This window comes from Pseudomonas sp. J380 (assembly GCF_009827115.1).
Classification (GTDB): domain Bacteria; phylum Pseudomonadota; class Gammaproteobacteria; order Pseudomonadales; family Pseudomonadaceae; genus Aquipseudomonas; species Aquipseudomonas paracarnis.
Genome location: NZ_CP043060.1, coordinates 906,703 through 933,346, shown reverse-complemented (window position 1 = coordinate 933,346; position 26,644 = coordinate 906,703). Strand labels below are relative to the sequence as shown.

Annotated in this window: 24 protein-coding genes and 1 tRNA gene; 9 read left to right on the top strand and 16 right to left on the bottom strand. The window is 60.1% G+C overall.

Translation table 11 applies throughout. The features are described from left to right. Window positions 1-19 precede the first annotated feature (19 nt). On the bottom strand, window positions 20-496 hold the full coding sequence (locus tag FXO12_RS04380; protein ID WP_057975827.1) for a hypothetical protein: 477 nt from the start codon (window positions 494-496) through the stop codon (window positions 20-22). 223 nt (window positions 497-719) lie between these two features. On the opposite strand from FXO12_RS04380, the gene FXO12_RS04375 reads away from it, so the two are divergent. Further along, window positions 720-806 (top strand) — tRNA-Leu (locus FXO12_RS04375). 156 nt (window positions 807-962) lie between these two features. Here FXO12_RS04375 and FXO12_RS04370 read toward each other — a convergent pair. Further along, window positions 963-1,601, bottom strand: a complete 639-nt coding sequence (locus tag FXO12_RS04370; protein WP_034127517.1) for an NAD(P)H-dependent oxidoreductase — start codon at window positions 1,599-1,601, stop codon at window positions 963-965. Window positions 1,602-1,695: 94 nt separating this feature from the next. Here FXO12_RS04370 and FXO12_RS04365 point away from each other — a divergent pair, with 94 nt between their 5' ends. After that, entirely contained in the window at window positions 1,696-2,163 is a 468-nt protein-coding gene (locus tag FXO12_RS04365; RefSeq protein ID WP_229999364.1) for a MerR family transcriptional regulator, read from the top strand. A 154-nt stretch (window positions 2,164-2,317) separates the two neighbouring features. Here FXO12_RS04365 and FXO12_RS04360 read toward each other — a convergent pair whose 3' ends face one another. From FXO12_RS04360 to FXO12_RS04320, 9 genes are all read right to left on the bottom strand, one after another. Next, on the bottom strand, window positions 2,318-4,177 hold the full coding sequence (locus FXO12_RS04360; RefSeq protein ID WP_057975825.1) for a calcium-binding protein: 1,860 nt from the start codon (window positions 4,175-4,177) through the stop codon (window positions 2,318-2,320). 369 nt (window positions 4,178-4,546) lie between these two features. Beyond that, entirely contained in the window at window positions 4,547-5,164 is a 618-nt protein-coding gene (locus tag FXO12_RS04355) for a hypothetical protein (RefSeq protein WP_057975823.1), read from the bottom strand. Beyond that, window positions 5,164-5,862: a hypothetical protein gene (locus FXO12_RS04350; RefSeq protein ID WP_057975821.1), complete on the bottom strand. Its 699-nt coding sequence runs from the start codon at window positions 5,860-5,862 to the stop codon at window positions 5,164-5,166. Before FXO12_RS04350 ends, FXO12_RS04355 begins: the two co-directional genes overlap by 1 nt. Before the next feature lie 56 nt (window positions 5,863-5,918). Further along, window positions 5,919-6,680, bottom strand: a complete 762-nt coding sequence (gene pstB, locus FXO12_RS04345; protein WP_019817112.1) for a phosphate ABC transporter ATP-binding protein PstB — start codon at window positions 6,678-6,680, stop codon at window positions 5,919-5,921. Between the two features lie 76 nt (window positions 6,681-6,756). Further along, window positions 6,757-7,650, bottom strand: coding sequence for a phosphate ABC transporter permease PstA (gene pstA / locus FXO12_RS04340; protein WP_014718563.1), 894 nt, complete (start codon window positions 7,648-7,650; stop codon window positions 6,757-6,759). Next, window positions 7,650-8,615 (bottom strand): phosphate ABC transporter permease subunit PstC, encoded by a 966-nt coding sequence (gene pstC / locus FXO12_RS04335; protein ID WP_054919118.1) that lies wholly within the window; start codon window positions 8,613-8,615, stop codon window positions 7,650-7,652. The genes pstA and pstC overlap by 1 nt, the downstream gene beginning before the upstream one ends. Window positions 8,616-8,689: 74 nt before the next feature. Next, window positions 8,690-9,721 (bottom strand): phosphate ABC transporter substrate-binding protein PstS, encoded by a 1,032-nt coding sequence (gene pstS / locus FXO12_RS04330; RefSeq protein WP_054919120.1) that lies wholly within the window; start codon window positions 9,719-9,721, stop codon window positions 8,690-8,692. Between the two features lie 442 nt (window positions 9,722-10,163). Beyond that, window positions 10,164-10,790: an isochorismate family cysteine hydrolase YcaC gene (gene ycaC, locus FXO12_RS04325; RefSeq protein WP_003191542.1), complete on the bottom strand. Its 627-nt coding sequence runs from the start codon at window positions 10,788-10,790 to the stop codon at window positions 10,164-10,166. A gap of 66 nt (window positions 10,791-10,856) precedes the next feature. Beyond that, on the bottom strand, window positions 10,857-11,543 hold the full coding sequence (locus tag FXO12_RS04320; RefSeq protein WP_057975819.1) for an isochorismatase family protein: 687 nt from the start codon (window positions 11,541-11,543) through the stop codon (window positions 10,857-10,859). A 339-nt stretch (window positions 11,544-11,882) separates the two neighbouring features. On the opposite strand from FXO12_RS04320, the gene FXO12_RS04315 reads away from it, so the two are divergent. Next, the gene (locus tag FXO12_RS04315) at window positions 11,883-12,779 is read left to right on the top strand and encodes a LysR family transcriptional regulator (RefSeq protein ID WP_057975817.1); all 897 of its coding nucleotides are present in this window, start codon (window positions 11,883-11,885) and stop codon (window positions 12,777-12,779) included. 65 nt (window positions 12,780-12,844) lie between these two features. Here FXO12_RS04315 and FXO12_RS04310 read toward each other — a convergent pair whose 3' ends face one another. Then, entirely contained in the window at window positions 12,845-13,303 is a 459-nt protein-coding gene (locus FXO12_RS04310) for an Hsp20 family protein (RefSeq protein WP_014718573.1), read from the bottom strand. A 227-nt stretch (window positions 13,304-13,530) separates the two neighbouring features. On the opposite strand from FXO12_RS04310, the gene FXO12_RS04305 reads away from it, so the two are divergent. Beyond that, the gene (locus FXO12_RS04305) at window positions 13,531-13,959 is read left to right on the top strand and encodes a glycine zipper domain-containing protein (RefSeq protein WP_054898126.1); all 429 of its coding nucleotides are present in this window, start codon (window positions 13,531-13,533) and stop codon (window positions 13,957-13,959) included. A 163-nt stretch (window positions 13,960-14,122) separates the two neighbouring features. Here FXO12_RS04305 and treS read toward each other — a convergent pair whose 3' ends face one another. Together treS and FXO12_RS04295 are read right to left on the bottom strand one after the other, a co-directional pair. Beyond that, complete coding sequence (treS, locus tag FXO12_RS04300; protein ID WP_054898125.1) at window positions 14,123-16,186, bottom strand: maltose alpha-D-glucosyltransferase; 2,064 nt, start codon at window positions 16,184-16,186, stop codon at window positions 14,123-14,125. Window positions 16,187-16,371: 185 nt separating this feature from the next. Then, window positions 16,372-17,160 (bottom strand): AraC family transcriptional regulator, encoded by a 789-nt coding sequence (locus tag FXO12_RS04295; protein ID WP_057975815.1) that lies wholly within the window; start codon window positions 17,158-17,160, stop codon window positions 16,372-16,374. Between the two features lie 187 nt (window positions 17,161-17,347). Here FXO12_RS04295 and FXO12_RS04290 point away from each other — a divergent pair, with 187 nt between their 5' ends. The 5 genes from FXO12_RS04290 (at window position 17,348) to FXO12_RS04270 (ending at window position 23,881) form a co-directional block, all read left to right on the top strand. Next, window positions 17,348-18,973 carry an APC family permease gene (locus FXO12_RS04290; RefSeq protein ID WP_057975814.1) on the top strand — a complete coding sequence of 542 codons (1,626 nt, stop codon included), beginning with the start codon at window positions 17,348-17,350 and terminating at the stop codon, window positions 18,971-18,973. A gap of 11 nt (window positions 18,974-18,984) precedes the next feature. Continuing rightward, window positions 18,985-19,911, top strand: a complete 927-nt coding sequence (locus tag FXO12_RS04285) for a 4-hydroxyproline epimerase (protein ID WP_057975813.1) — start codon at window positions 18,985-18,987, stop codon at window positions 19,909-19,911. A 37-nt stretch (window positions 19,912-19,948) separates the two neighbouring features. Further along, window positions 19,949-20,896 (top strand): dihydrodipicolinate synthase family protein, encoded by a 948-nt coding sequence (locus tag FXO12_RS04280; protein ID WP_057975812.1) that lies wholly within the window; start codon window positions 19,949-19,951, stop codon window positions 20,894-20,896. 163 nt (window positions 20,897-21,059) lie between these two features. Beyond that, window positions 21,060-22,631 (top strand): aldehyde dehydrogenase (NADP(+)), encoded by a 1,572-nt coding sequence (locus tag FXO12_RS04275; RefSeq protein WP_060773080.1) that lies wholly within the window; start codon window positions 21,060-21,062, stop codon window positions 22,629-22,631. Window positions 22,632-22,633: 2 nt separating this feature from the next. Continuing rightward, window positions 22,634-23,881 (top strand): FAD-binding oxidoreductase, encoded by a 1,248-nt coding sequence (locus tag FXO12_RS04270; RefSeq protein WP_060773079.1) that lies wholly within the window; start codon window positions 22,634-22,636, stop codon window positions 23,879-23,881. Window positions 23,882-23,884: 3 nt separating this feature from the next. Here FXO12_RS04270 and FXO12_RS04265 read toward each other — a convergent pair whose 3' ends face one another. Further along, complete coding sequence (locus FXO12_RS04265) at window positions 23,885-24,799, bottom strand: ADP-ribosylglycohydrolase family protein (protein WP_057975809.1); 915 nt, start codon at window positions 24,797-24,799, stop codon at window positions 23,885-23,887. Between the two features lie 37 nt (window positions 24,800-24,836). Next, window positions 24,837-25,820 carry a GlxA family transcriptional regulator gene (locus tag FXO12_RS04260; protein WP_057975808.1) on the bottom strand — a complete coding sequence of 328 codons (984 nt, stop codon included), beginning with the start codon at window positions 25,818-25,820 and terminating at the stop codon, window positions 24,837-24,839. Window positions 25,821-26,644: the final 824 nt, after the last annotated feature.

The window sequence follows — 26,644 nt, the reverse complement described above, 5'->3', positions numbered from 1 at the left end:
GCCCAAAGCATCAGTGCTGTCACTTCACCTTGCTGCTCAAGGTCTCCACGCTGCGCTTCAAATCATCCAGGCTGCGCTTGAGACCGTCGAGCTCGCTTTTCTGCCGCTCTATCGTGCTCTTCTGCTCATCCACCGTACGCTTGAGACTCGACAGCTGACTGTCACTGCTACTGGCACTCGAACCGTCCTTGCGCTTGAACTCATCAAACGCACGCTCCTGCCCCTCTACTTTGCTTTTCAAGCTTTGCAGTTCGCTTTGACTCTGTTTTTGCCCAGCTTGCAGCGCCTCGACATCCCCCACGGAAACACCCGACGGCTTCAACACATAGGCACCGCCCACGTCCATCGAGCCGGCCGTCAACTTGTCTGAAGACGACGCACTAAATTCGCCCCACTGCACCGCCCTCCCCGCCTGCGCCGAGCTGAACGCGCCAGTGCCCAACAACCCCGCTACACCTGCGGCCATGATCCAAGCCTGCTTACGGATACTGAGCATCAAACGACTCCCTGCGAAATGCCGAAATGGCATATCGCTATGACTGTCATTTATGGGGCTTGTTCCTGGGTTGCAAGCGTTCATCAGGACTTGGTACAAAGGCCATGTAGATCACTGATCTGTCACGTTTTTTTCTGCGCATCTTTATGCGGGAAAACCGGCTGGGAGGTTGCGCTGAAGCGGCTGGATCTATATATTCCCAACCCTGTTACACCGCGCTACCGCCCGAATGGCGAAACTGGTAGACGCATGGGACTTAAAATCCCCCGCTCGTAAGGGCGTCCCGGTTCGATTCCGGGTTCGGGCACCATAGATATCAAGGGCTTGCCAGGGAAACCTGGGCAGGCCCTTATCTTTTCTGTTCCGCAATTCTCATCAGCGGCGTCCTGCCGACCGAACCCAATCCGTTCGGCGCATGAAGCGCCACCCCACTACTGCCGCAATGTGGGGCGGCTGCACGGTCTCCCTAGTTGATTTCAGTGACGAAGTTTTCGCGAGACCGCCGTACTTTTTTCAGGTTTACCAGCCAGTCAGACTCTGCTGCCCGATACCCCAACGGCAGGAGCACCACACTGCGCAGATGCCTGGCCCCCAGTCCCAGAATCTCATCGACAGCCGAGGGATCGAAGCCTTCCATGGGCGTTGCGTCGACTTGCTCGGACGCCGCGGCGATTAAAGCCGAGCCTAGTCCAATATAGGCTTGGCGCGCAGCCGCTTGATAATTGGCCTCCTGCCCACGCTCGGCGACTATGCCGAGGAGCATTTGACGGTAATCTTCCCACCCCTGGTTGACAGTAGCTCGTACAGTATTGGTCAGGTCGAACATCATGTTGACGCGCTCAGGCGTTATGTCATCCCAGGCGGCGAACACCAGTAAATGAGAGCAGTCGGTCACCTGGGACTGATTCCAGCTGACCGCCTTAATCTTTTCGCGAATGTGCGGATTAGTCACCACCAGCAATTCAAATGGCTGGAGGCCGCTCGAGGTCGCCGTCAGTCGTACCGCTTCCAGAATTCGCTCCAGCTTTTCAGCCGGCACGGTCTTGGACGGGTCATAACTTTTCGTCGCATAACGCCAATTCAGTAACTCGGTTATTTTGCTCATTCTTCATATTCCACGTAGGTCAACGGTCTTTATCCAGCCCAATCCGAATACCTTCAGGATTGCGCTCCGGCTTATACTGCGGATTAAAGTCAACTTGAAGGTCAAGCAAAAAATGAAGATCGGCGAGATTTCGCGACGCACAGGCCTTGCTGCTTCAGCAATACGCTACTACGAGGAGCAAGGCCTGCTGGACGCTCCCACGCGTGACGTGAACAACTATCGCTATTACAGCGAAACCACCATTAAACGCTTGGAAGTCGTGATCCATGCGCAAAGGTTGGGGTTTTCCCTCGACACCATTCGTGGCCTCTTCCTTCATGACGGTAGCTGCTCCAAATCCCTCACTCTGGAACAGATCAATGTACGCCTGGAGGAGATACAGCACATCGAAGCCACGCTAAAAGTGCAGCGTGAGGAGTTGTTGATGCTGCAAGAAGTCCTCGAAGAAAGCCTTCGTACGGGCATCGCACCTGGATTGGATTGCCCAAGCAGCGTGGAGCGATTACGACCTGATCGAGCCGTAGTCATGCGAAGCAAACACATGATGGCTACCAGCAAGTAAAGAAAGCGCAATACTGCGAGATCTGGATTTCAACCAAATACAAACCTGATGCTGCCTCTCGCACTGACAGATTGCTATAAAGCGATAAGCAAGAAAAAACCCCACAGCATCAACGATCCTGTGAGGTTTTATCACCGGCTTTACCGATCCGGCATCAAACCACGCTGATCATCTCTGCACTCAACTGCGCCGCATTGAACCCCACCAGGGTGACACTGCTGTCCCCCGCCAGAATCACGCTGTCACTGCCGTGCTGGGTAGTCGCACCGAGCACAGCATCGGCGCTGGCAAACAGCGACTTGGCGAACACCAGCAGGTCTTTCCCATTCTGATGAATGTTGAAGTCACTGATCACGTCGTGGCCGAACCCGCGCAGGTCGAAAACAAACAGGTCGCTGCCCACGCCACCGCTGAGTTGGTCATTACCCTGCCCGCCGATCAAGACGTCATTGCCGTTGGCGCCATACAGCGCGTCGTTACCGGTGCCGCCCAGCAGTGTGTCGTTGCCCTCACCGCCGTGCAGCAGGTCATTGCCGGCGCCACCGTCGAGCCGGTCATTGCCGTTCTGGCCGAATATCAGGTCGCGAGCGGCGGTGCCTTTGAGGGTGTCGGCCAGCTGGCTGCCTTCGATGGATTTGGCATACGCCTTATCGGCGCCGAACAGGCCTTCGAAGTCGAGTTTGCCACTGGTCACCGTATAGGCCGGCGTGAGGACCTCGCCAATACCACCGAAGAGCCCGCCGAGCACGGGCACATGGCCGAGGCTGTTGGCCAGGCCGGTTTCGAACTCTACATGCTCTACGCCGTGCAATTCCTTCAGGCCATATTGGCCGCTGCCGTCGTTCAGAAACAACGTGCCATCGCTGAGTTTCACCGCTTCGTAGGAAGACGCGGTGCCTTTGAGGAAGACTTTATCGTTGCCTTCGCCGCCGGCGACGATATCGGTACCGGTACTCACCCGGAAACTGTCGTCACCCTTGAACCCGTCGAGGAAGTCATCGCTGCGGCCGTCCTGCAGCTTGTCCGAACTGTCGGTGCCCAGCAGGAAAGCCGGTGTGCCGTAGTGGTTGGAGGTGGCGGTCTGTTTGTCGCCGACCCAGGTAAAGCTGCGGCTGATGGCGTCGAGGTTGCTGATGATGATGGTGCTGTCGCGCTCGATGTAATCGTAGAAGGTCGATTGGGCGATACGCTGGATAGGGTTGATGAAAATGCCTTCCAGGTGCGCGGCCCATCCTGACAGGTTGGCAATCGAGAACGGACCATTGGGCCAGGTAGGCAGCGCGTAGATCGTGTCGAACAGCACGATGTTATCGGTGGTCGAGGTGTAACTGGCGTCACTGCCTTGAAGCGCGTCGATGATTGCGCTACCCACGTCGGTCTCTTGCCCCGTGAGACGGTGGACCACATCGTTTTCAAAACCGAAGTTGAAGATTCCGTCGCTGTTGCTGGACTTGGGCGACTCCATGCCAAAGTAATCCGAATCCTTGAAGAACCCGTCGGCCAAAGTATCCTTGCCGATATACATGCTGTTGGTAACGGAGCCGCCTTGGCTGTAGCCGGTTACCAGAACATCTTTACCGCTCAGGTTATGGTCGGTGGCGTAATCCTTGATTGAATTGAGCAGGTAGTCATAGCCGTTGATATAAGAGTTATCGATCATCGCCGGCCAACCCAGCAGATCAATTGGCGAGTTGGTGCCGGCAATGGAAAAACCCATTTTGACTAATTGGCCGCTGTCATCGTATTGACCAAACACTCTGGCTTGAGAACCAAAGACGCCGTCGCCGGTAAAACTTCCAGTGATGTCGGTGTGGCTGCTATCAACCTGCAGTTCGCTCGCGCCGATCTCACGCCAGCCCTTGGGCAGCGCGAAGGTGTTGCCCTCGCCCAGCACAAGCCCCGGAATATTGTAGAGCGCGCCGACGGTCGCGACACCACTGGTGTAAGTGGCGAGGGTCCAGGCATCTGAAATCAGGACGCGGGCATCTTGCCCCTTGTAATCGAATATAGCCATGTCAGTACTCCTTGAGCCCAGCGATCAACACCGAAAGTCAACGGTAATACCTGATGCGTCGGGCTAAACAATATGCATTGAAGTTGTTGTTGTGCATTCTGTTCAGGCTGCTTCGTTGCTTAATATCGAGGTTGACCATTAAGGAAGCTCGTCAACACTAGCCTAGAAGTGCCGCGTTAAAGTGACCGACTATCGGATGACAAGGGTATGTACTTGGGGAGATAGACGACAAAAGCGCCATAAGCGCTGTTTGTCGAACAAGAGGTGAAGTTCTGTGTTGTTCGTGACTGGCGAGTCAAAGAAAATCAAACCCTTATAGCAAGTTGTGAACTGCAATAAGGGCTCAAGAAGTTCAGGTTTCTCTGGAACTCAGGAAGAATAAACCTCAGCACCTTGGCAGACAGGCTGCTTGAACCTGGGTAATTGCTGCCGGGCCAGTTGCGCCTGCACGCCCGCGACGGCTTCAAGCACTCGTTGCGCCCAGTGCTCATCCTGCGGATCGACCACCACCACGCGAAAGCCGTGGTCGTTACCTTCAAGGCGCACACCCTCGGAATCATCCACGTGCAAATCAATGTCGAAGGCCGGCGGAAATTTCGAGGGGGTGTTCGACAGCCCATGCACCGTGAGGGCGTGGTTATGCCGCACGCTGTTTACTACGCCGTCGACACGAATGCCGTACAGCATCAGCCAACGCCTGATGTAGGAAGGCGCCCTGCCCGATGAGGTGTAGACCCAGATACTGCAACCCTGGCGTCGCAGCTCCCGCGTCAGCGAACGGGTACCGATACGCAGCGGCTCTCCCCACCAGCGATGAGCGCAGGCCGGCAGCCAACTGCTCTCGACATCAGCGTGGTCAAGTTGGCAAGCCAGCGTGTCGTCGATATCAAAGGAGATGCGTACACGCGGTCGCTTGGCGGCACGCGTGAGAAACGCCTGCTGGATGGCTTGCACGGCTCGGCTGGCGAGTGTCGGATACCGGCGCATTAATGGCCTCCCTGATAAATAGGCTGTGGTACGTCGCTCAAGAAAAACGCCTTGGGATCCGGGGCCTGTTCCTCCAGGAAGGCGGCGTACTTTTTCTTGATTTTGGGCAATTCATACAACGCCTTGACCCCATGTTTGGCCGAGTTGCGGATTACCGAGGAAGGATTGAAATAGCCCTCGGCATTTTCCAGCGTCAGCACGAACGGTGGCAACCCGGCCCGCATCAGCAGATAACTGACGATCAGCGAACCACTGCGGTTGTTGCCTTCGATGAACAACTGCGGCTTGCTGAGGATGCGCACATACACACCGGCCGCACGCTTCCACACCGATTCACTGCGATACGCGCAGTACCAATTGAACAAGTCCTTGATACCGCCTTCAACGTTGTTGAAGAAGTGCTCTTCGGTGGCGGCCAGGTGCTGCGCGTATTCCACGCGGCGCGCCGGGTCGCTACCGCAGAGCACCGTGGCGTTGATCTCCAGCATCAGGTCCAGATGATGAAGGTCAAACAGGTCAACGCCCCGTGCGACATAGTCGTCAACCAGCGCATAGCCTTCAAGCACGTTGTGCAGCACTTCGTCGGTCAAGGGGTCGCGCGGCTCGGTAAATTGCGTGCTGAGCTGGGCAAAGCGGCTCTGCACTTTGCGGAGCGCGCGTTCAATCGCTGACAAATCAAGACGATGCGTTGCAGACATTGGCGTTCCTGGGCTGACGGTGGCGCACGTGTGGTTTCTATCGAACATGGAGTTACTCAGCTGAATTTGCCGCTGATGTAATCCTCGGTCATCTGTTCACGCGGGCTGCCAAAAATCTGCGCGGTCGGGCCCATTTCCACCAGGTAGCCGGTACGCGTGCCCTGGGAAATATCCACCGAGAAAAACGCCGTGGTGTCCGCCACGCGGATGGCCTGCTGCATGTTGTGGGTGACCAGGGCGATGGTGTAATCCTTCTTCAGTTCCACCATCAGCTCCTCTACCCGGCGAGTCGCAATCGGGTCGAGTGCCGAGCACGGCTCGTCGAGCAACAGCACTTCCGGCTCGGTGGCGATAGCGCGGGCAATACACAGCCGTTGCTGCTGGCCACCGGAAAGCGACAGGCCGCTGACCTTGAGCTTGTCCTTGACTTCATCCCACAGCGCCGCGCCTTGCAGGGCGTGCTTGACGCGGTCGCCCAGGTCGCCTTTGTAGCGGTTCAAGCGCAGGCCGAAGGCGACGTTGTCGAAGATGCTCATGGAAAACGGGTTCGGCTGCTGGAACACCATGCCGATGTAACGGCGCACCACCACCGGGTCTACACCCTTGCCATATACGTCCTGACCCAGGAAATGCACGTGGCCCTCGAAGCGAAAGCCCTTCACCAGGTCGTTCATGCGGTTGAGGCTGCGCAGTACCGTACTTTTGCCGCAGCCGGACGGGCCGATGAAACCGGTGATCTTGTTTTTCTCGATCGGCACATGGCTGTCACGCACTGCCATGAAGTTGCCGTAGAAAATCCTGTCCAGCTTGCAGTCCATGACCACAGGCGATTGGGTAACAAACGGAGCGGCTATTTGCGCAGTTGAGACGTTCAAGATTCAGATGCTCCCGTTCTTAATACTTAGGCTTGCCGAAGATACGGCTCACAATATTCACGACCAGCACGATCATCACCAACACCAACGAGGCCGCCCAGGCGAGCTCCAGCTGGTTGTCGAAGGGCATGCCGGAAAAGTTGTAGATCAACACTGCAAGGGAGGCCGTGGGGTTCATCACCGCCAAGTCGCCGTCGTGGTAGATCCAGTAGTTGCTGAACAGCGCGGTGAACAACAACGGCGCGGTTTCGCCTGCGGCACGTGCCACTGCAAGCATTACGCCGGTGAGGATCGCTGGCAGGCCGGTCGGCAAGATGATCTTCCAGATCACTTGGGAGCGGGTGCAGCCCATGCCATAGGCGGCGTCCTTCATGATCTTGGGCACCATGCGCATCGACTCTTCAGCCGTCAGCACCACGATGGGCAGCATCAGTACCGCCAGGGCCACGCCGCCGGCCGGTGCCGAGTAGGTGCCGGTGGTCATCACCACCAAGGCATAGGCAAACACGCCGGCCAGGATCGAAGGCAAGCCGGTGAGCATCTTGGCGGCAAAGCGTGCAGCGTTGGCCAATTTGCTGTCCGGCCCCAGTTCGGCCAGGAAGATCGCGGCCATGATGCCGACCGGCACCGCAATCGCCGCAGCGATACCGACCATCACAAAGGTGCCGGCCATGGCGTTGCCGAAACCGCCGCCTGTTTCGAAGCCGGTGGGCGGCAGTTCGGTGAACACCTCCAGGCTCAGGCGTGCGCCGCCACGGGTGATCAGCATGTAGAGCACGGAAATCAGCGGCACACTGGCCAGCAGCGCGCCAAACCATACCAATGTGGTCAACACCAGACTGCGCAAGGCGCGGCCTTCGAACTTGCGCTGCAGGCTCGGCACAGCGGTGATAGGGGATGTGAGATTCGTCATCATCGGTTACCCCGTTGGGCGTAGAGCATGATCATGGAACCGATGACATTCACCAGCAGCGTGATGAACATCAAGACGAGAGCGGCGTACATCAATACCTCCACCTCGTTGGGCCCGGCTTCGGGGAAGTTCAGCGCCAACAAGGCTGCCAACGTATTGGCCGGCGCGAACAGCGAGAGTGAAATGTTGTTGGCGTTGCCCACCAGCATCGCCAGCGCCATGGTTTCGCCCAGCGCACGGCCGAGGCCGAGTACCAGGGAGCCAAAAATACCGGTGGCGGCGGATGGCACCATCACCTTGAGAATCGCCTCCCAATGGGTGGTGCCCATGCCGTAGGCGGCCTGCTTGGTCTTCATCGGCACGCTGGTGAGCGCGTCCTGGGATACGGCGGCAATCGTCGGCAGAATCATGATGGCCAACACCAGCGCCGCAGGCAGCAACCCCGGCCCGCTCAGGGACGTGCCGAAAAACGGTATCCAACCCAGTTCGCTGTTCAACCAGGTGGTCAGTGGCCGAATGGCCGGGATCACCACGTAGATGCCCCACAGGCCGTACACCACGCTGGGGATAGCCGCGAGCAGCTCAACGATGGTGCGAAACACAGCGGCCAGTTTGGCCGGCAGAAAGTCCTGAGTCAGGAAAATCGCCATGCTGACACCGAAAAAGCCTGCAATCAGCAGCGCGATGAAAGCGCTGTAGAGCGTGCCCCAAATGGCCGGCAAGATCCCGTACTTGCCCTGGTTAACGTCCCAGACGCTGCCAAAAAGCACATCGAACCCGTGCTTTTCCATGCCCGGCAAGGCCTTGCGTCCCACCTCGAATACCAAGGCTGCGACCAACGCCAGAATCAGTACCACCCCGATTCGCGCGAGCCCACGGAAGGTGCGATCGACCAGAAAGTCTTTGGACGAGGGAGGTTGGCAGGCAGAATCCCGGTTAACCGGTACGACGAAAGGTTTGTTCATTGGCTAATTCCGGAACAGGGGGGAAACGCCCCCGGCGCGGCAAACAGCCCACACCGAGAGCGGCCTCACGGGTGTTACTGAATGTTGGCGGATGCCTTGCGAACCTGCTCGACCACCGATGGCGGCAGCGGGATGTAGCCCATGGAGTCGGCGATTTTCTGCCCCTCGGTCAGGCTGTACTCAACCATTTCGCGCATGGCCTTGGCCTTGGCAGGGTTGCCGTTGTCCTTGCGGAAAATCATCCAGGTGTAAGAGGTGATCGGGTAAGACTTGGCACCGTCCGGGTCAGGCAACCAGGCCACCAGGCTTTCCGGCATCTTAACTGCGGCCAGGGCCTCGGCGCCGCTTTCGGCGTTCGGCACCACGTACTGGCCGGCCTTGTTCTGCAACTGGGCGAAGTCAACCTTGGCCAGTTTGGCGAAACCGTACTCGATGTAGCCAATCGCGCCTGGGGTCTGGCGTACGGTGGCGGTCACACCATCGTTCTTGGGCGACTTGATGAATTTGTCGCTGGCCGGCCAGTTGACGGTGTTGCCCTCCCCCAGTGCCGTTTTGAATTCAGGGTTGATGGTCGCCAGGTGCTTGGTGAATACCGCCGTGGTGCCGCTGGAGTCTGCGCGTACCACCACGGTGATCGGCGTGTCGGTGAGTTTCAGGTCCGGGTTGGCGGCGACGATCTGTGGGTCGTTCCACTTGGTGATCTTGCCCAGGAAGATGTTGGAGTAAACATCGCGTGGCAGCTTGAGGCCCTTGGGATTGCCCGGCAGGTTATAGGCCAGCACGATTTCACCGGCAGTCATTGGCAGCAACTGCACGCCTTCGGCGACCTTGGCGATGTCTTCGTCTTTCATGGCCGAGTCACTGGCGGCGAAGTCGACGGTTTTATTCAGGAAGTCCTGCACACCTGCGCCGCTGCCCTTGGACTGGTAATCCACGGTGACGCCAGCGGTCTTCTTGCTGAAATCCTTGAACCAGGTGAGGTAGATCGGTGCAGGGAAGCTGGCGCCGGAGCCGGTGAGGCGCACGTTTTCGGCGGCGAAGGTCAAGGAGGAGGCACACAGGGATACCGTAACGGCGAGTGCTGCGGACTTCATCAAGCTTTTCATTAAAAGGAACTCGTTGTGGTGACGGGCTCCCGAACTGTGAAGCAGGGTTGTTACATTTTTATGAAAATTGAATGGCGAGGGGGTGTTTTGTCCCGCTTTGCCGCCACAGCGCTGTATTTTTAGGGCATGGGTTAGTAACAAAATACGACTACAGTGTTGTCATCCCTCTAGCGGTACTGATCTTGCTCCCGTGACGGTCGAAGCTGATCCCATTGAAGCTGCGCCATCCAACTGTGGGAGCTGGCTTGCCTGCGATGACGGTCTGACAGCCAACGCCTATTTACTTGACACCCACAGCTGGATCGCGCGGTGTCAGATAAATAGGTGCCAGGCGCAATGCCGCCATCGCAGGCAAGCCAGCTCCCACATTTGGACCTAGGGGTGTCAGGGAAATAGGCGTTCTACCGCTCCCCCCACGGCTAGCGGCCGCCTTCCATCAGGCTTACTTGCCTTCAGTCAACGCGTTGTAGCTGGTGAACAGGTTGCGGTAGTCCGGAATGTGGTTGGAGAACAACGTCCCCAAGCCCTCGATGTCGTTGCGCCAGTCGCGGTGCAGCTCACAGGCCAGGCCAAACCAGGTCATCAGTTGCGCGCCGTTGGCCGACATGCGGGCCCAGGCGGACTGTTGGGTCAGTTCGTTGAAAGTGCCGGAGGCGTCGGTGACCACAAACACTTCAAAGCCTTCGGCCAGGGCCGACAGCGCCGGGAACGCCACGCACACTTCGGTCACGACGCCGGCAATGATCAATTGCTTCTTGCCGGTGGCCTTGATGGCCTTGACGAAGTCTTCGTTGTCCCAGGCATTGATCTGGCCCGGGCGCGCAATGTACGGCGCATCCGGGAACAGGGCCTTGAGCTCGGGCACCAGCGGGCCATTGGGGCCGGTTTCGAAACTGGTGGTCAGGATGGTCGGCAACTTGAAGTACTTGGCCAGGTCAGCCAGGGCCAGCACGTTGTTCTTGAATTTGTCCGGGTCAATGTCGCGGACCAATGACAGTAAGCCGGCCTGATGGTCGACCAACAGTACAGCGGCGTTGTCTTTGTCCAAGCGAACGTAAGGTGTAGACATCGTGGTACTCCTGATAAAGAAGGTGACGCCCCGAGTGGGCGCCCCGTAAAGAACCCAGCGTGTTTACTAGCGCTGTGAGTCTAGTACTTCGTGGTTGTTTGCCACTTCCTGAGCCTTGACATAGCTCTCGATGAGAAGCTGGTAGTGCGGCATGGCCTGGGTGTAGACGTTGGCCCACTCCTGGGCATCCGGGCGGTTCCAGGAGCCTTGCAGCTCCGACAGCGTGCCCATGATGTCGATCGGCACTACGCCGGCCTGGGCCAGGCGTGCAACGGTCAGGTCGGTGGCCAACCTGGAGTGGTTACCCGAGGCATCGACCACCGCGAACACCTTGTAGCCTTCATGCACCGCCGCAATGGACGGGAATGCCAGGCACACGCTGGTCAGGGTGCCGGCGATCACCAACGTCTTTTTGCCGGTGGCTTTGACTGCGGCATGGAACTGCGGGTTGTCCCACGCGTTGATTTCGCCACGGCGGGCCACGTACTGGGCGTGCGGCGCGGCTTCGTGGATTTCCGGGATCAACGGGCCGTTGGGGCCTTGCGGCACCGAGGCGGTGGTGATGACCGGTATTTTAAGCAGGGTCGCGGCCTTGGCCAGCGCGATGGCATTGGCGCGCAATTGAGGAACATCAATGTCCTTGACGATCTGGAACAGACCACTCTGGTGGTCAATCAGCAACATGGCGGTGTCAGCGGGGTCAATCGTCGGCTTTTGCCCATTGAAGTTTGCAGCGTTACCTGATGCAGTCATTTGCATTTCCTCTTGCTTGGCGATACCTCCCTGGCGTGTGCGCCGGAACTGCGCCCGGCCGTGCCTGTACTTCCTGTACAGATACGCTTGGGCAACGACCTGGACGTGTGTCAGCAGGCCCACCCCAAAAAAACAGTGGAACCACCTTAATCATCGCGTTCAGGGTTAGGTAGTGGCTGAAACGGGCCGCTCCATCTCAAAAATGGAACAATGCAGCCGCACGGTGGCAAGGGCACTTGGACGTGGCGGTCGTTACAATGCGATCATCGGCTCCACCCCGTGGGTTTCAGGCACTTGCGCCAATCATGACCGTTCACTTATTTCCAGGCAGGTGCCTTCATGGACATCAAGCAGCTTAAATTCCTGATCGCGCTGGAGCAGACCCGCCATTTCGGTCAGGCCGCCGCGCGCTGCAACATCACCCAGCCCACCCTGTCGATGCGCCTGCGCAACCTGGAGGAAGAACTGGGCCTGGAGCTGGTAACCCGCGGCCAACGCTTCGAAGGTTTCACCCAGGCCGGCGAACGCGTATTGGCCTGGGCCAGGACCCTGCTCGCCGCACACGACGGCCTGTTCGCCGAAGCCGCTGCGTGTCGCGGCCAGTTGGTCGGTAACCTGCGCCTGGGCCTGGTGCCCCTGAGCGGCTTCAACCCGATCAGCTTTATCCAGGGTTTGTCCCACAGCTTCCCGGAACTCAAGTTCAGCCTCACCTCCATGAGTTCGGACAAAATCATCGAAGCCTTGGGCACCAACCAACTGGACCTGGGCGTGTGCTACCTGGACCACGTCAGCCCCAATTACCTGGAGTTTTTCGAGCTGGGCGAAACCCGCGTCGGCCTGCTGTACGACACCCGCCACTTCCACTTCGAAGGCACACAGATGAGCTGGGAAGAAGCCGCCCAACTGCCCCTGGGGATGATCAGCAATGGCATGCACTACCGAAAATCCATCGACTTGAGTTTCCGCAGCCGCGGTATCGATCCCCAGCCGATTCTGGAAAGCGACTCCACCTATCAACTGTTCCAGGCCATCCACAAAGGCTTCTGTTGCGCAATCATGCCGTTGGACAGCGGCCTGGAAAACCCCATCGAAAACCTGGCATTTATCCACCTGCCAGACGCCAGTGTCCTTGCGCCCCTGGGCATGGTGATGCGCAAGACCGAACCGCGCTCGGTCATCGCAGAGAAGTGTTTTGCCGAGGCCAGGCGGTTGTTTGCACCCAATACCCAGGCTTAGCCGGCCTGCGTTTGCAGCGCGCACAAAAAGGCGCTCCGTAGAGCGCCTTTTTACCGCCGATTGTTTTACTGCAAGCTGACCTGACGCAGCTCGGGTTTGGTCTCACCACCAATCATGATGCGTTTTGGCTTGGCCTCTTCAGGCACTTCACGCAGCAGGTCGATGTTGAGCAACCCGTTAGTCAGGGATGCGCCACGTACTTCGATATGGTCGGCCAAGCGGAACGACAACCGGAACGCACGTTGGGCAATGCCCTGGTGCAGGTAAGCGACCTTATCGTCGGTTTCGCGTTTTCCGCCGGAAACCGTCAATACACCCCTCTCGACCTGGATATCCAGATCCTCCTCGGTCAGGCCAGCCACGGCGATCACGATGCGGTACGCGTCGTCACCGTGCTTTTCCACGTTGTGAGGTGGATAGGAATTCGGAGCCTCGCTGCGCAGCGCCGACTCGAACAGGTCATTGAAGCGATCAAAGCCCACCGATTGACGGAACAGTGGGGCCAACGACAGGGTAGTAGCCATTTTAAAATCTCCTGAGTTTCTCCAAGTGATTTAGTACACGACCCGGATTCGGCATCGCGTGATCAAAAATTTATGGACGCGCAAAAGGAATTCAAGAGGGCTGGAAAAAATTTTTCTTGCGCAAGGGGCGATCACCCAAGCCCAAGTGTTATGGCGTGTGCTCTAATCAAAATGCCAGGCGTGCTTTACCCCGTGAGCGCCTGAGACAGCCCTTGAGGTACAAAAAAATGAAAATGACATTCCCGGCCCTGGCATTGGGCATTCTGATCACCCAAGGGGCCCTGGCCGCTGGAGATGGTACGGCGGCGCTGGGAGGCGGTGTCGGCGGTGTATTGGGCAACGTGGTCGGCCAGCAGCTTGGTGGCTCGACAGGTGCGGCCATAGGCGCCGGCGTGGGGGGCGCAGCCGGGAGTGCAGTGGGTGCGCAGAAGGGCAACAAGACCGAAGCGGCGATTGGCGGCGGTTTGGGCTCGGCAGGCGGTTCGCTGATTGGCAATCGCCTGGGCGGTACCACCGGTTCAACCATCGGCGCCGGCGTGGGTGGCGCAGCCGGTGGCGCGCTGGGTAACAACCTGGCGGATGACGAGAGCGGTCATCGTTCCGGTGGTGGCAAGCACAAAGGCAACAAACATAAGCACAAGAACAAGCACCACTGATCGCGTGACACGGCGCTGTTAGCCACCAAACACTGACCTGTGGCGAGGGAGCTTGCTCCCGTTGGGGCGCGAAGCCGCCCCGCTCTTTTGTTCAAAGAGGCTGGGACTGCTACGCAGTCCAACGGGAGCAAGCTCCCTCGCCACAGTTACCGTTTCGTCGCCTTTACATCGGCGTGCTGCTCACCACCCGCAACGCCAACCCTTCATACGCGTCCAACGTAATCGTGAACGCGCCCTCCTCGGTCAAATCGCCTTCCACCCGCTCATTGATGATATCCACCACCGGCCCCGGTGCGATGTTGGGCAGGTGCAGGGTTTCGGTGATCGGCGTGGCGCCAAAGTTCAGCGCAGTGATTTGCGTGCCCTTACCCGCCGGTAGTTCGTGCACCATGATCAGCAAGCCTGGATGCTCGACGTCCGGCACCAGGATCTGGCGGCTGGCGGCGATGTCGTAGGCGCGGCGTACGGCGAGGATTTTTTGCAGTTGGGAGGCAAAGGACTCCGGGTCCTGCAGTTGGCTGTTCAGGCTGCCATACAGGCTTTTGGAGCGCGGCATTTGCCCAGCTGACAGTTCGGCGTCGGGGTTCAGGTCTACCAGATCATAGGCGCCACGGTGAATCCAGCGTGTGTCGCCATCGGCCATCAAATGCGCCACCTCTTCGGCCGCCAACGGCAGCGCGCCCACCAGGTCCCAGCCGGACAAGGCAAACACCCCAGGTTGCATGGCGTTGTACATCACCAGCAGCAAATGGATCTGGCGAATCTGCTGGATATCCGCCGGGGTGATCGCCTCCAGGTCACGAATACCCAGGGCTGCGGTGATGATGCTGGCGGTGGTGCAGGACACGCCGTTGGTCACGAACTTGAGGTTATACGGCGCATGCTCACCGGTCAGGCGTTCGTACATCTGTTCGCGGATATGCTCGCGCAGGATGTTGCCGGGGAAGGTCTGGCCCTGGAACAGGAAGCTGTCATGGGCGTGCAGCGTCCAGAAGTGCACCAGCTCCAGGGTCAGTTCATCGTGGTTCTGTAGCGCGTGAATCAGCGAGCCGGGGTCGATGCCGAGGCTGTGCATCTGGCGCAGCATCAGACGCAGGAACTCGGTGTCGCCCATCAGCAATGCATGCTGGTAGGCCGGCCGGGTGATGAAGTCATAAGACAGGTCAGCGCCGCCGTGGGACATGGACGCGATGTCGTCCACGGTGAGGTTGAGTTCCTGAAAACTGAACCCGCCCGCCTTGCGAATGGCGCCGCCGAGTAACTGATTGCCGGTGATCGACAGCGGATGGCTTTCGGACCAGGCCGTGCCATCGAGCTTGCGCTCCACGCCGAGAAAGCCATTGGCATCCAGGCGCAGGATTTTCGCGCCCATCACATCAATGGCGTGCAGCGCATCACCGATGATCATCTGCTGCGCAGCAAACGAAGGGTCGAGCCAGTTGAGCGACGGCTGGCCTTCCTTGAAGTAATGCAGGTACACCCAGCGCCGCGGCTTGCCATCTACGCCGAGCACCACCGGGGTGGCGCTCCAGTCGGTTTCTTTGACGCCGGGCTCGAAGAAAATCACCCGCTGCAATTGGCCGACGATGTAGTGCTTGTCGCGCAGTGCGTCTACCTGGGAGGGGCTGAGGTTTTGTGCATCGCGTCCGGCAGCCACGTCGGGCAGCAACGGCCAGTCTTCCTCGCGTATTTCGACCATGTGGTACAGGCCGGGATAGTCCTCATAGGCCATTTCTGCCAGGCGAAAGTCCGCGCCCTTGCCGGTGTGCGACGGGATCACATCGTCGATGATCACCGCATTGTGCGCGGCAGCCATGCGCGTCAAGGCCTGCAATTGTGCCTCGGTGCCCAGTTGCGGGTCGATGTCGAAGCTGATGCGGTCGAAATTGCCGTCGATGGTCGGGGTGTGCTCGGTGCCAGACAAACCACCGGACTTCTTCAGCGGGCCGTTGTGAATGCCCTGGATGCCGATCTTCGACAGGGTATGCCACAGGGTTTCGTCCCCCAGCGCCTCCAGCACGGTGCCGCCTTCGCGGGTGACAATCGACGCGGGGTAGGCCGTGAACCACACCGACGACAAGGCTGAAGCGTCACGCGGCCGCGTCTGTGCATAGGGCTGCTGCCACAGGCGGCCTTGCCCCGAATACAGCTTGGCCCGCTGCCGCGCTGCGTGGAGCATGGAATGTTGCACCAGCCAGTTCACATGATCGTTGTTCGCCGCGGTCATAAGCTCGGTACCTGTCGTGGTGAAAAGGGTCGGTGTAAGCATATGAGGGGCGTGGGCGGCATTCGTTGCATCGCAATAGAACGCTTACCCTGTAGGAGCGAGCTTGCTCGCGAAAAACGTCAACGATAACGCGTGCTTCCTGAATGAACGCGGCGCCTGTGAGTTTTTCGCGAGCAAGCTCGCTCCTACAGAAGACATTCACCTGCGCTGCTGCCTTGCGTCGCTTGCCGGTACTGCCTCGGGGTGAACCCGGTTGAAGATTTGAACTGCCGGGTAAACGCGCTGTGATCGGTGTAGCCGCATTGCAGCGCCACCTCGGTAATCGGCAGCTCGGTATGCAACAACCGCCGGGCGTGTTCCAGCCGGACTTTCTGGATCATTTGCCGGGGGGTGAGGTGAAAGACGCGCTTGCAGTAGCGCTCCAGTTGCGCCACGGAAATCCCGGCGATGCGGGTCAATTCCCCCAGGGTGACGCGGCGGTTGAAGTGGCTGCGGATGTGTTCGTCCACCGCCGCCAGGCGCTGATAGGCCGGGTGGGTTTCGCTGGCAGACTGCAAGTCCACCGAAATTCCGGCCAGGCCAATGATCGCGCCGAGTTGGTTGTACAGCGGCCACTTGTGGGTCAGGCACCAGCCGGGTTCGCGGGTGCCGTAGAGGTGCAATTCGAGTTGATCTTCCAACACCAGGCCCTGCCTCAGCACACGACGGTCCTGTTCGGTATAGCCGGGGCCCAATTGTGCGGGAAACACTTCGGCGCTAGTCTTGCCCAGCAGCGGTTGCAGGTGCTTGAGGCCGCAGCGTTGCACCAGGGTGCGGTTGGCGAGCACGTAGCGAGCGTCGATGTCCTTGATGAAAATCGCGGCGTTGGGCAGTACATCAAGCATCGGCAGCAACTGCTCTACCCCGCTCAATAGCTGCTCGATGTTGTGGGGTCGGCTGCCCTGGAAAAGGCTCGCGAACGCGCTCTGCAACATGACTTTATCTGCCCTTTTATTCGTCGACAGCCAGCAGATTGCGCCATGGAACGAGCGCTGTCGAGCGCGGCAAATTGTGCTGAATTCGTCATCCATCCCTGCGCAAAACATCAATCGTCAGCCTGCCTGATGGGTTCAGGATAGCGCCACTGCATGCCTATCCAATAACTCACAAGAAGGCGCCGCTATGTCAGGCCAAGGCAAGTTCAAGAAACAGCTGTCACTGATGGACCTCACCTTTATCGGGTTGGGAGCCATCTTCGGTTCGGGTTGGTTGTTCGCCGCCAGTCACGTGTCTGCCATCGCAGGCCCGGCGGGGATTTTTTCCTGGTTGCTGGGCGGTTTCGCCGTGCTGTTGCTGGGCATTGTCTACTGCGAACTGGGCGCCGCCCTGCCCCGCGCTGGCGGCGTGGTGCGCTACCCGGTGTATTCCCATGGCCCGCTGCTGGGCTACCTGATGGGCTTTATCACGCTGATCGCGTTTTCCAGCCTGGTGGCGATTGAAGTGGTCGCCTCGCGTCAATATGCGGCAGCCTGGTTTTCAGAGCTGACCAAGGCCGGCTCCAGCGACCCCACCACCCTGGGCTGGCTGGTGCAATTTGCCTTGCTGTGCCTGTTCTTTGTGCTCAATTACCGCAGCGTGAAGACCTTTGCCATCGCCAATAACCTGGTGAGCGTATTCAAGTTCATCGTGCCGTTGCTGGTGATCGGCGTGCTGTTCACCTTCTTCAAGCCGGAGAACTTCCAGGTGCATGGCTTTGCACCGTTCGGCTTGTCGGGCATCGAGATGGCCGTGTCGGCAGGCGGGGTGATCTTTGCCTACCTGGGCCTGACGCCGATCATTTCGGTGGCCAGCGAAGTGAAAAACCCACAGCGCACCATCCCCATCGCCTTGATCCTCTCGGTATTGTTGTCTACGGCCATCTATGTGCTGCTGCAAACCGCGTTCCTCGGCGGCGTGCCTACCGAAATGCTCGCCAATGGCTGGGCCGGCATCAGCAAGGAACTGGCCCTGCCCTATCGCGATATCGCCCTGGCGCTGGGCGTGGGCTGGCTGGCCTACCTGGTGGTGGCCGATGCAGTGATCTCCCCCAGCGGCTGCGGCAACATCTACATGAACGCCACCCCGCGCGTGGTGTATGGATGGGCGCAGACCGGCACCTTTTTCAAGATCTTCACGCGCATCGATGAGAAGTCCGGCATCCCGCGCCCGGCGCTGTGGCTGACCTTTGGCCTGTCGGTGTTCTGGACCTTGCCGTTCCCGTCTTGGGAAGCGCTGATCAACGTGGTGTCCGCCGCCCTGATCCTCAGTTATGCCGTGGCCCCGGTGACAGTCGCCGCCCTGCGCCGCAATGCACCCGACATGGCGCGCCCGTTTCGGGTCAAGGGCATGGCGGTGCTGGGCCCGCTGTCATTCATCATCGCTGCGTTGATCGTGTACTGGTCGGGCTGGAACACCGTGTCCTGGCTGCTGGGCCTGCAAATTCTGATGTTTGCAGTGTACCTGCTGTGCGCACGCTGGGTGCCGACCGCGCACCTGAACCTCAAGCAACAAGTACGCTCCTCGGCCTGGCTGATCGGCTTCTACGCCGTGACCATCCTGCTCTCCAAACTCGGCAGCTTTGGCGGTATCGGGGTGATCAGCCACCCGTTTGACACCCTGGTGGTGGCGGCCTGCGCCCTGGGCATTTACTACTGGGGCGCCGCCACCGGCGTACCCGCCCACTGGGTACGCCTGGAGCAGGAAGAGGACGAAAGCGAAGCCGTCAGCGACGCGCACTACAGCGCCCCACTATCCCCGACTACCCACTGATGGAGCGCCTTATGAAACGGCTGCATGTGATTGACTCACACACCGGCGGTGAACCTACACGCCTGGTCATGAGCGGCTTTCCCGAACTGGTCGGTGCCTCGATCGCCGAGCAACTGGAGCACCTGCGCACCCACCACGATCAATGGCGCCGCGCCTGCCTGCTGGAGCCACGGGGCAACGATGTACTGGTAGGCGCGCTGTACTGTGCGCCAGTCACGCCGGGGGCGACCTGCGGGGTGATTTTCTTCAACAACGCCGGCTACCTCGGCATGTGCGGCCATGGCACCATCGGCCTGGTTGCCTCGCTGCACCACCTGGGGCTGATCCAACCGGGCGTGCACAGCCTTGACACGCCGGTTGGCCCGGTCGCGGCCACCTTGCACGACGACGGCAGCGTGACCCTGCGCAATGTACCCGCTTACCGCTACCGCAAGCAGGTGCCGGTTGAAGTGCCTGGGCATGGCGTGGTGCTGGGCGACATCGCCTGGGGCGGCAACTGGTTCTTCCTGGTGTCGGACCACGGCCATGAGTTGCAGATGGACAACGTGGAGGCCCTGACCGACTACACCTGGGCCATGCTCAACGCCCTCGAAGCCCAAGGCATCCGTGGCGCAGACGGTGCGCTGATCGACCATATCGAACTGTTCGCCGACGACGCCCACGCCGACAGCCGCAACTTCGTGATGTGCCCCGGCAAAGCCTATGACCGCTCCCCCTGCGGCACCGGCACCAGCGCCAAGCTCGCCTGCCTGGCCTCCGACGCAAAACTGGCCGCAGGAGAACCCTGGGTACAAGCCAGCATCACCGGCAGCCAGTTCCTGGGCCGCTATGAATGGGACGGCGAACGCGTACGCCCATTCATCACCGGCCGCGCCTACATGACCGCCGACAGCACCTTGCTGATCGACGAACAAGACCCGTTTGCCTGGGGCATCTGAGCCCATTATTCATTCAACTGAAACCGGAGTTAGCACCATGAGCGACAACATCTTCACCGGCTGCATGCCCGCCCTGATGACCCCTTGCACCGCCGAGCGCCAACCGGACTTCGACGCACTGGTGGCCAAGGGCCGCGAGCTGATCGACATCGGCATGAGTGCCGTGGTGTATTGCGGTTCCATGGGCGACTGGCCGCTGCTCACCGAGGCCCAGCGCCAGGAAGGCGTGGCGCGCCTGGTGGCTGCGGGTGTGCCGACCATCGTCGGCACCGGTGCGGTGAACAGCCGTGAAGCCGTATCCCACGCAGCCCATGCCGCCAAAGTCGGCGCCGATGGTTTGATGGTGATTCCCCGCGTGCTGTCCCGAGGGGCTTCGGTCACTGCGCAAAAGGCCCACTTTGCAGCAATCCTCAACGCCGCCCCCAACCTGCCGGCGGTGATCTACAACAGCCCCTACTATGGTTTCGCCACCCGCGCCGACCTGTTCTTCGAACTGCGCCGCGAACACCCGAACCTGATCGGCTTCAAGGAGTTCGGCGGCGCCGCCGACCTGCGCTACGCCGCCGAAAACATCACCTCCCAGGATGATGATGTGACCCTGATGGTCGGCGTCGACACCCAGGTGGTACATGGCTTCGTCAACTGCAACGCCACCGGCGCTATCACCGGCATCGGCAATGCACTGCCCCGCGAGGTGCTGCAACTGGTGGCCCTGAGCAAAAAGGCCGCCAAGGGCGATGCCAAGGCGCGTCGCCAGGCCCGCGAGCTGGAAGCTGCGCTGGCGGTGTTGTCATCGTTCGACGAGGGTTGCGATCTGGTGCTGTATTACAAGCATTTGATGGTGCTCAACGGCGACCAGGGTTACGCCCTGCATTTCAACGAAACCGACGAGCTCAGCGCTGCCCAGCGCCGGTATGCCGAGCAGCAGTACGCGCTGTTCCGCCAGTGGTATGCCAACTGGTCGGCCGAACAGAACGTCGTTTGATTTTCTGTAGGAGCGAGCTTGCTGTGGCGAGGGAGCTTGCTCCCGCTGACTGCGCAGCAGTCTCCGGCTTTTATTGGGGGCGCTTCGCACCCCAGCGCAAGCAAGCTTGCTCGCCACATAAGCTCGCTCCTACAACACCTCTTTTGTTTTCCAGGATGTCCCCATGACTCTGACAGGCAAGATGCTGATCGGTCAGCAATCGGTTTGCGGCCATCGCGATGCGATCCGGGCCATCAACCCCGCTACCAACACCCCACTGGAACCCGCCTACGCTGGCGGGGATGAGCAGCACGTCGACCAGGCCTGCGCACTGGCGTGGGCCGCGTTCGACGCTTACCGCGAAACCACCTTGGCAGATCGCGCCGCGTTGCTTGAAACCATCGCCAGCCACATCGACGCCTTGGGCGATGAGTTGATCGAACGCGCCTGCGCCGAAACCGGGTTGCCTCGCGCACGCATTGAAGGTGAACGCGGCCGTACCTGCGGGCAACTGCGCGCTTTTGCCCGCACCGTGCGCCTGGGCGAATGGCTCGACGTGCGCGTCGATACCGCACAGCCCCAGCGCCAACCCCTGCCCCGTGCCGACCTGCGCCAGCGCCATATCGCCCTGGGCCCGGTAGCCGTGTTCGGTGCCAGCAACTTCCCTCTGGCCTTCTCCGTGGCGGGCGGCGATACCGCATCGGCCCTTGCCGCCGGTTGCCCGGTGATCGTCAAGGCGCATAACGCGCACCCCGGCACCAGCGAGCTGGTGGGGCGCGCCATCGCCCAGGCGGTTAAAGAGTGTGGCTTGTCGGAGGGTGTGTTTTCACTGCTCTACGGCGCGGGTAACGAGGTGGGTATCGCATTGGTGCGCCACCCGCGCATCAAGGCCGTGGGCTTCACGGGGTCGCGCAGTGGCGGTATTGCCCTGTGCCAAGCGGCGCAGGCACGCCCGGAGCCGATCCCGGTGTATGCGGAAATGAGCTCGATCAACCCGGTGTACCTGTTTCCTGCTGCGCTTGAAGCTCGGAGCGAAGCCTTGGCCGAAGGGTTCATCGCGTCGCTGACCCAAGGCGCCGGCCAGTTCTGTACCAACCCTGGCCTGGTGATCGCTCTGCAAGGCGCCGCTCTGGACCGTTTTATTCAGTCTGCCAGTGAGCGGCTCTCGCGTTGCCCGTCCCAGACCATGCTCACACCGGGCATCTTCAGCGCTTACGAAACCGGCCTGAAGACCCTGGCCCAGCACGCTCACATCGCCGCCAAGGGCTTGCCAGCGACCGGGCCGAACCAGGGCCAGGCCCATCTGTTCGTGACCCAGGCCGAGGCGTTCCTGAACAATCAACACCTGCAAGCCGAAGTATTCGGCGCCGCCTCGCTGGTGGTGCAGTGCCGTGATGTCGAGCAAATGCGCCGGGTGTCCGAGCACCTGGAAGGTCAACTCACCGCAACCCTGCACATGGATGACCACGACCTGCCACAGGCGCGGGCATTGCTGCCGGTGCTGGAGCGCAAGGCTGGGCGCCTGCTGGTGAACGGCTGGCCGACCGGCGTAGAAGTGTGCGACGCCATGGTGCATGGCGGGCCCTTTCCGGCGACTTCGGATGCGCGCAGTACGTCGGTGGGCACGGCGGCGATTCTGCGGTTCTTGCGCCCGGTGTGTTACCAGGACTTCCCGGACACCTTGCTTCCCACCGCGCTGCAGCACGACAACCCGCTGCGGTTGCGGCGCCTGCTCGACGGCCAGCGAGAAGCATAATCATGGCCGATCCCAAGCAAGCAGACATCGTAGTAGTCGGCGCCGGCATTATCGGCGTCGCCTGCGCCTTGCAGCTGGCACGCCAAGGCCGCCATGTCGTCGTGCTCGACCCGCAGGCACCCGGCATGGGTGCCTCCTACGGCAACGCCGGCCACCTGGCGACGGAACAGGTGTTTCCCATCGCCGACCTGTCGATCCTCAAGCGCTTGCCCGCCATGTTGCTGGACCCCATGGGCCCGCTGCGCCTGGACTGGACCTACCTGCCCCGCGCCCTGCCCTGGTTTATCCGCCTGTTGCTCAACCTGCGGCCAGCGCGTTACCAGCGCACCGTGGCAGGCCTTCGCGCGCTGAACGAAGGCAGCCTGGGCGCGTGGCAACGCTTGCTGCAATCGATGGGTCAAACGCAATTGCTGCGTGAAGACGGTTCGCTATTGGTGTATGAGCGCGCCGAATCCCGCGCTGCACTGGATGCAGTGCAGCAACGCATGCGGCAGCAAGGCGTCGCCGTGGACTTCTGGGGCGGCGATGCGGTGCGCAAGGCTGCGCCGCAACTGAGCGACGCCATACAAGGCGGTTTGTTCTTCCCCGCTACCGGACACTTTCTGGACCCGTACACGGTGGTTGGCGAACTGGTGAACGCGGCCAAGGCTGAGGGGGTGCAATTTCTTCAGCAGCGCGTTCTGGACGGACGCCTGGAGGGTAGTGGCGTTTCTCTGATGACCGACCAAGGCGTACTGACAGCGCAGCAAGTGCTGATCGCCTGCGGCGCCCACTCGGCCAAACTCACCGCAGCTCTCACCGGCAAACAAGTGCCGCTGGACACCGAACGCGGTTACCACCTGATGCTGCCCCACGAACAACAGCGCCTGCCCTTCGCGGTCACTTCGCTGGAGCGCAAATTCATCATGACGCCCATGACCGGTGGCCTGCGCCTGGCCGGCACGGTCGAATTCGCCGGCCTCGACCGCCCGGCCAATATGCAACGGGCCTGGCAGTTGCACCGGTTGAGCAAAGGGTTGTTCCGACACGAACTGAGCGACAGCGAAGCCACGCCCTGGATGGGGTTTCGCCCTTCCCTGCCCGACTCGCTGCCGATCATTGACCGGGTGTGCGACGGCAAAGTGCTGCTTGCATTTGGTCACCAGCACCTGGGGCTGACACAAGCGGCGGTGACGGCCGAGCGGGTTGGGCAGCTTGCTGCGGGTGAGCAGGTGCCAGAACTACAGCCTTATCGGCTGGATCGTTTCTGAACCTTACCGTGGTAAGCGCGAAGTGCTGAATAACGCATCAGCCGTTTCTTGGATTTCATCGCGCATCCATAGCTTGTTCAACCAATCGGCGGGGATAGCCTGGACGCCGTAATACGCCCCCGCCAGTTGCCCAACGATTGCGGCAGTAGTGTCTGCGTCATCCCCAAGGTTGGCGGCGGCCAGTATCGCTTCAGCAAAGTTGGAGGTCTGATCGAAACACCAGAATGCGGCCTCCAGCGAAGCCACCGCATAACCTGAGCCAACGATTTGAGCAGAGGTTTTATCGCGATAGTCGCCAGAGGCGATAGCCTTGACCTTAGGAGCCGACAGCGCGGTGTGGGAAAAACTCAGCACCTGTTTCTTTGGCGCGCCGCTCAGGGCATTGCTGATAGCCTCGGCCAGCAGCAGGCAGCACTCGATAGCCTCATGCGCGGCATGCGTAGTTCGCGAGCTTTGCTCGGCAAACAGGTGGATGTCCGCCCTATCTGGAAAGTAAAACAACACGACAGGTGCGAGACGCATCATTGAACCATTGCCGGCCGAATACGGATGCGTTGAGCCCGCAAAAGCGTTGCCACTTTGCTGAAATTGCTCCAGCGCTTCGCGAACCGTCATGCCGATATCAAAGCACTCTCCGGTAGAACTCAAGTAACCCCACTTCCACCAATTCAGATAACGTCCCATCTGGTCCATCGCGTCAAAACCGCCTTTGCGCAACAGGCTTTCGGCCAGACACAGTGCCATGGACGTATCGTCAGTCCATTGGCCAGGCTTGAGGCTAAACGGTCCGCCGCCTAGCATATCCGTCACGGGAGAAAAGCTGCCGCGGGGCATGAATTCAACCGTCGTCCCTACAGCATCGCCACACGCCAGCCCAAGTAGGCTGCCGCGATAACGATCCAAAAGCGTGATATTCATTGCCACTCCTCGTGAAAATCTTGCTACACCCGCCAGGCTACTTGACCAACCGCTTCTCCTTGGAGGGGCGATAGCCGAAATACGCGCTGTAGCATTTGCTGAAATGGCTCGGCGAGACAAACCCGCACGCCACCAGCACATCCACTTGGGATAACTCGGTGTGCTGCAACAGGCGTCGCGCCTCAGTGACGCGCAGTTCCATGTAGTAGCGCTGCGGCGTGGTGCCCAGCTGTTCTTTGAACAGGCGCTCCAGCTGACGGCGGGAACGGCCGGCGTAGACGGCGAGTTGATCGAGTTCCAGGGGTTCTTCGAGGTTGGCGTCCATCAACTTCACCACCTCGCGCAGCGGCGCGCTGACACAGATGTTTTCGGTGGGTTTGATGCGGCGGTAGCGCGACTCTTCGAACGCCAGGATATCTTCGATGCCTTCGACCAAGGCTTTGCCATGCAGGCTCTTGATCCAGTCCAAGGCCATATGGAAAGCCCCCGAGGGGCTGGACGCGGTGAGGCGGTCGCGGTCGATCACGTAGGGCTCGCTGGTGACCTGCGCCGCCTTGGACACTTCGGCCAATGCCGGGCGATGTTCGGGATGGATGGCACAACGGTAACCCTGCAGCAGCCCCGCACGCCCGAGGAACCACGAGCCGTTCCACAAACCGGCGAGTCGCACGCCCGCCTCACCCGCGCTGCGCAGCCAATGGATAAATGGCTCGCTGGCCTTGAGTTCGGTACGAAAACCACCGCAGATCACCAACAGGTCCAAGTCCTGCAAGCTCGCCAGCGTCAGGTTCGCATCCGGGCGAATGACCAGGCCCAGGTCGCTGATCACTTCGCCCTCACCCCAGCCGAAGGTGCGCGTAGCGAACAGATCGGGGCGCAACAAGTTGGCGGTCACCAGCGTGTCAAGGGTCTGGGTAAAGGCCGGCAAGGAGAAGTGTTCGAGCAGCAAAAAACCGACACGGGTGACCGACGTCGATTGCTGGGGATTATCACTGAGGTAGCGCAGGTTCTTGCCTTGCATGCCACCGCTGAACTGGCGTCTTTCCATCGAGGGTCGGCCCACGCTTATTGTTGTGCAGTGGGCGCTATCTTAGGGGCAAATGCAGTGCCTGTCTCAGGTGACGCTCGAGGCTGGCAGCGGCCATTGCACTGATCTTGATAAAAACTGTTCGCTTGAAAAGCCACGGCCCAGGCGCTGCGCGGTGATCTGATACGGTTTTTTCTTTTCGATCTGCGCCTGTATTGAAAACCGCTTGAGGCGGACAATAGCCCCATCCCGACACTCCTGTCGTCCCCTTCCCCTCGGAGGCCTTATGACCAAGATGGCAATTTTCCTGTTCGGCTTTTTGGTATTGACCATTGGCATCGGCATGTTGGCGACCATCTCGCCGGTCTAATCCCGCATCGTGGCGAGGGAGCTTGCTCCCGTGACGGCCTGCCAACCGACGGTGATCTACCTGACGCCCCGAGACCTAAATGTGGGAGCTGGCTTGCCTGCGAAGACGGCCTGACGGTCAACTCAGTTGGACCGTGTACATATCCATTCCTGCGGTAGCGGCCACTTAGGGTTCCGCTTTTACAGCGGCTCACTTTTGAAAAGAGCCGGAATGCCGGCCCAGCCAAAAGTAAGCAAAAGGCTCTTGCCCCACCACTCGGCACCTCGCTTAGGCTCGGTGTGCCCGTAATCCGCCAGTGATTTGGGGGGCCGCCGCCACGCGCCATCCATGGCGCGGGGCGGCTAAACCGGCATCCCTGCCGGTTTACCTCCCAAATCCCTGTCGAATTCCGGCCAGCGTGGTTTGACGGGGCGCCTAAGATCAAAAGCAGATCAAGAGCGACTCGCTT

Bases quoted from the DNA above. Each gene is read 5' to 3' on its own strand.
- FXO12_RS04380 (WP_057975827.1), bottom strand. From the start codon at position 496: ATGCTCAGTATCCGTAAGCAGGCTTGGATCATGGCCGCAGGTGTAGCG.
- FXO12_RS04370 (WP_034127517.1), bottom strand. From the start codon at position 1,601: ATGAGCAAAATAACCGAGTTACTGAATTGGCGTTATGCGACGAAAAGT.
- FXO12_RS04360 (WP_057975825.1), bottom strand. From the start codon at position 4,177: ATGGCTATATTCGATTACAAGGGGCAAGATGCCCGCGTCCTGATTTCA.
- FXO12_RS04355 (WP_057975823.1), bottom strand. From the start codon at position 5,164: ATGCGCCGGTATCCGACACTCGCCAGCCGAGCCGTGCAAGCCATCCAG.
- FXO12_RS04350 (WP_057975821.1), bottom strand. From the start codon at position 5,862: ATGTCTGCAACGCATCGTCTTGATTTGTCAGCGATTGAACGCGCGCTC.
- pstB (WP_019817112.1), bottom strand. From the start codon at position 6,680: ATGGACTGCAAGCTGGACAGGATTTTCTACGGCAACTTCATGGCAGTG.
- pstA (WP_014718563.1), bottom strand. From the start codon at position 7,650: ATGACGAATCTCACATCCCCTATCACCGCTGTGCCGAGCCTGCAGCGC.
- pstC (WP_054919118.1), bottom strand. From the start codon at position 8,615: ATGAACAAACCTTTCGTCGTACCGGTTAACCGGGATTCTGCCTGCCAA.
- pstS (WP_054919120.1), bottom strand. From the start codon at position 9,721: ATGAAAAGCTTGATGAAGTCCGCAGCACTCGCCGTTACGGTATCCCTG.
- ycaC (WP_003191542.1), bottom strand. From the start codon at position 10,790: ATGTCTACACCTTACGTTCGCTTGGACAAAGACAACGCCGCTGTACTG.
- FXO12_RS04320 (WP_057975819.1), bottom strand. From the start codon at position 11,543: ATGACTGCATCAGGTAACGCTGCAAACTTCAATGGGCAAAAGCCGACG.
- FXO12_RS04315 (WP_057975817.1), top strand. From the start codon at position 11,883: ATGGACATCAAGCAGCTTAAATTCCTGATCGCGCTGGAGCAGACCCGC.
- FXO12_RS04310 (WP_014718573.1), bottom strand. From the start codon at position 13,303: ATGGCTACTACCCTGTCGTTGGCCCCACTGTTCCGTCAATCGGTGGGC.
- FXO12_RS04305 (WP_054898126.1), top strand. From the start codon at position 13,531: ATGAAAATGACATTCCCGGCCCTGGCATTGGGCATTCTGATCACCCAA.
- treS (WP_054898125.1), bottom strand. From the start codon at position 16,186: ATGACCGCGGCGAACAACGATCATGTGAACTGGCTGGTGCAACATTCC.
- FXO12_RS04295 (WP_057975815.1), bottom strand. From the start codon at position 17,160: ATGTTGCAGAGCGCGTTCGCGAGCCTTTTCCAGGGCAGCCGACCCCAC.
- FXO12_RS04290 (WP_057975814.1), top strand. From the start codon at position 17,348: ATGTCAGGCCAAGGCAAGTTCAAGAAACAGCTGTCACTGATGGACCTC.
- FXO12_RS04285 (WP_057975813.1), top strand. From the start codon at position 18,985: ATGAAACGGCTGCATGTGATTGACTCACACACCGGCGGTGAACCTACA.
- FXO12_RS04280 (WP_057975812.1), top strand. From the start codon at position 19,949: ATGAGCGACAACATCTTCACCGGCTGCATGCCCGCCCTGATGACCCCT.
- FXO12_RS04275 (WP_060773080.1), top strand. From the start codon at position 21,060: ATGACTCTGACAGGCAAGATGCTGATCGGTCAGCAATCGGTTTGCGGC.
- FXO12_RS04270 (WP_060773079.1), top strand. From the start codon at position 22,634: ATGGCCGATCCCAAGCAAGCAGACATCGTAGTAGTCGGCGCCGGCATT.
- FXO12_RS04265 (WP_057975809.1), bottom strand. From the start codon at position 24,799: ATGAATATCACGCTTTTGGATCGTTATCGCGGCAGCCTACTTGGGCTG.
- FXO12_RS04260 (WP_057975808.1), bottom strand. From the start codon at position 25,820: ATGCAAGGCAAGAACCTGCGCTACCTCAGTGATAATCCCCAGCAATCG.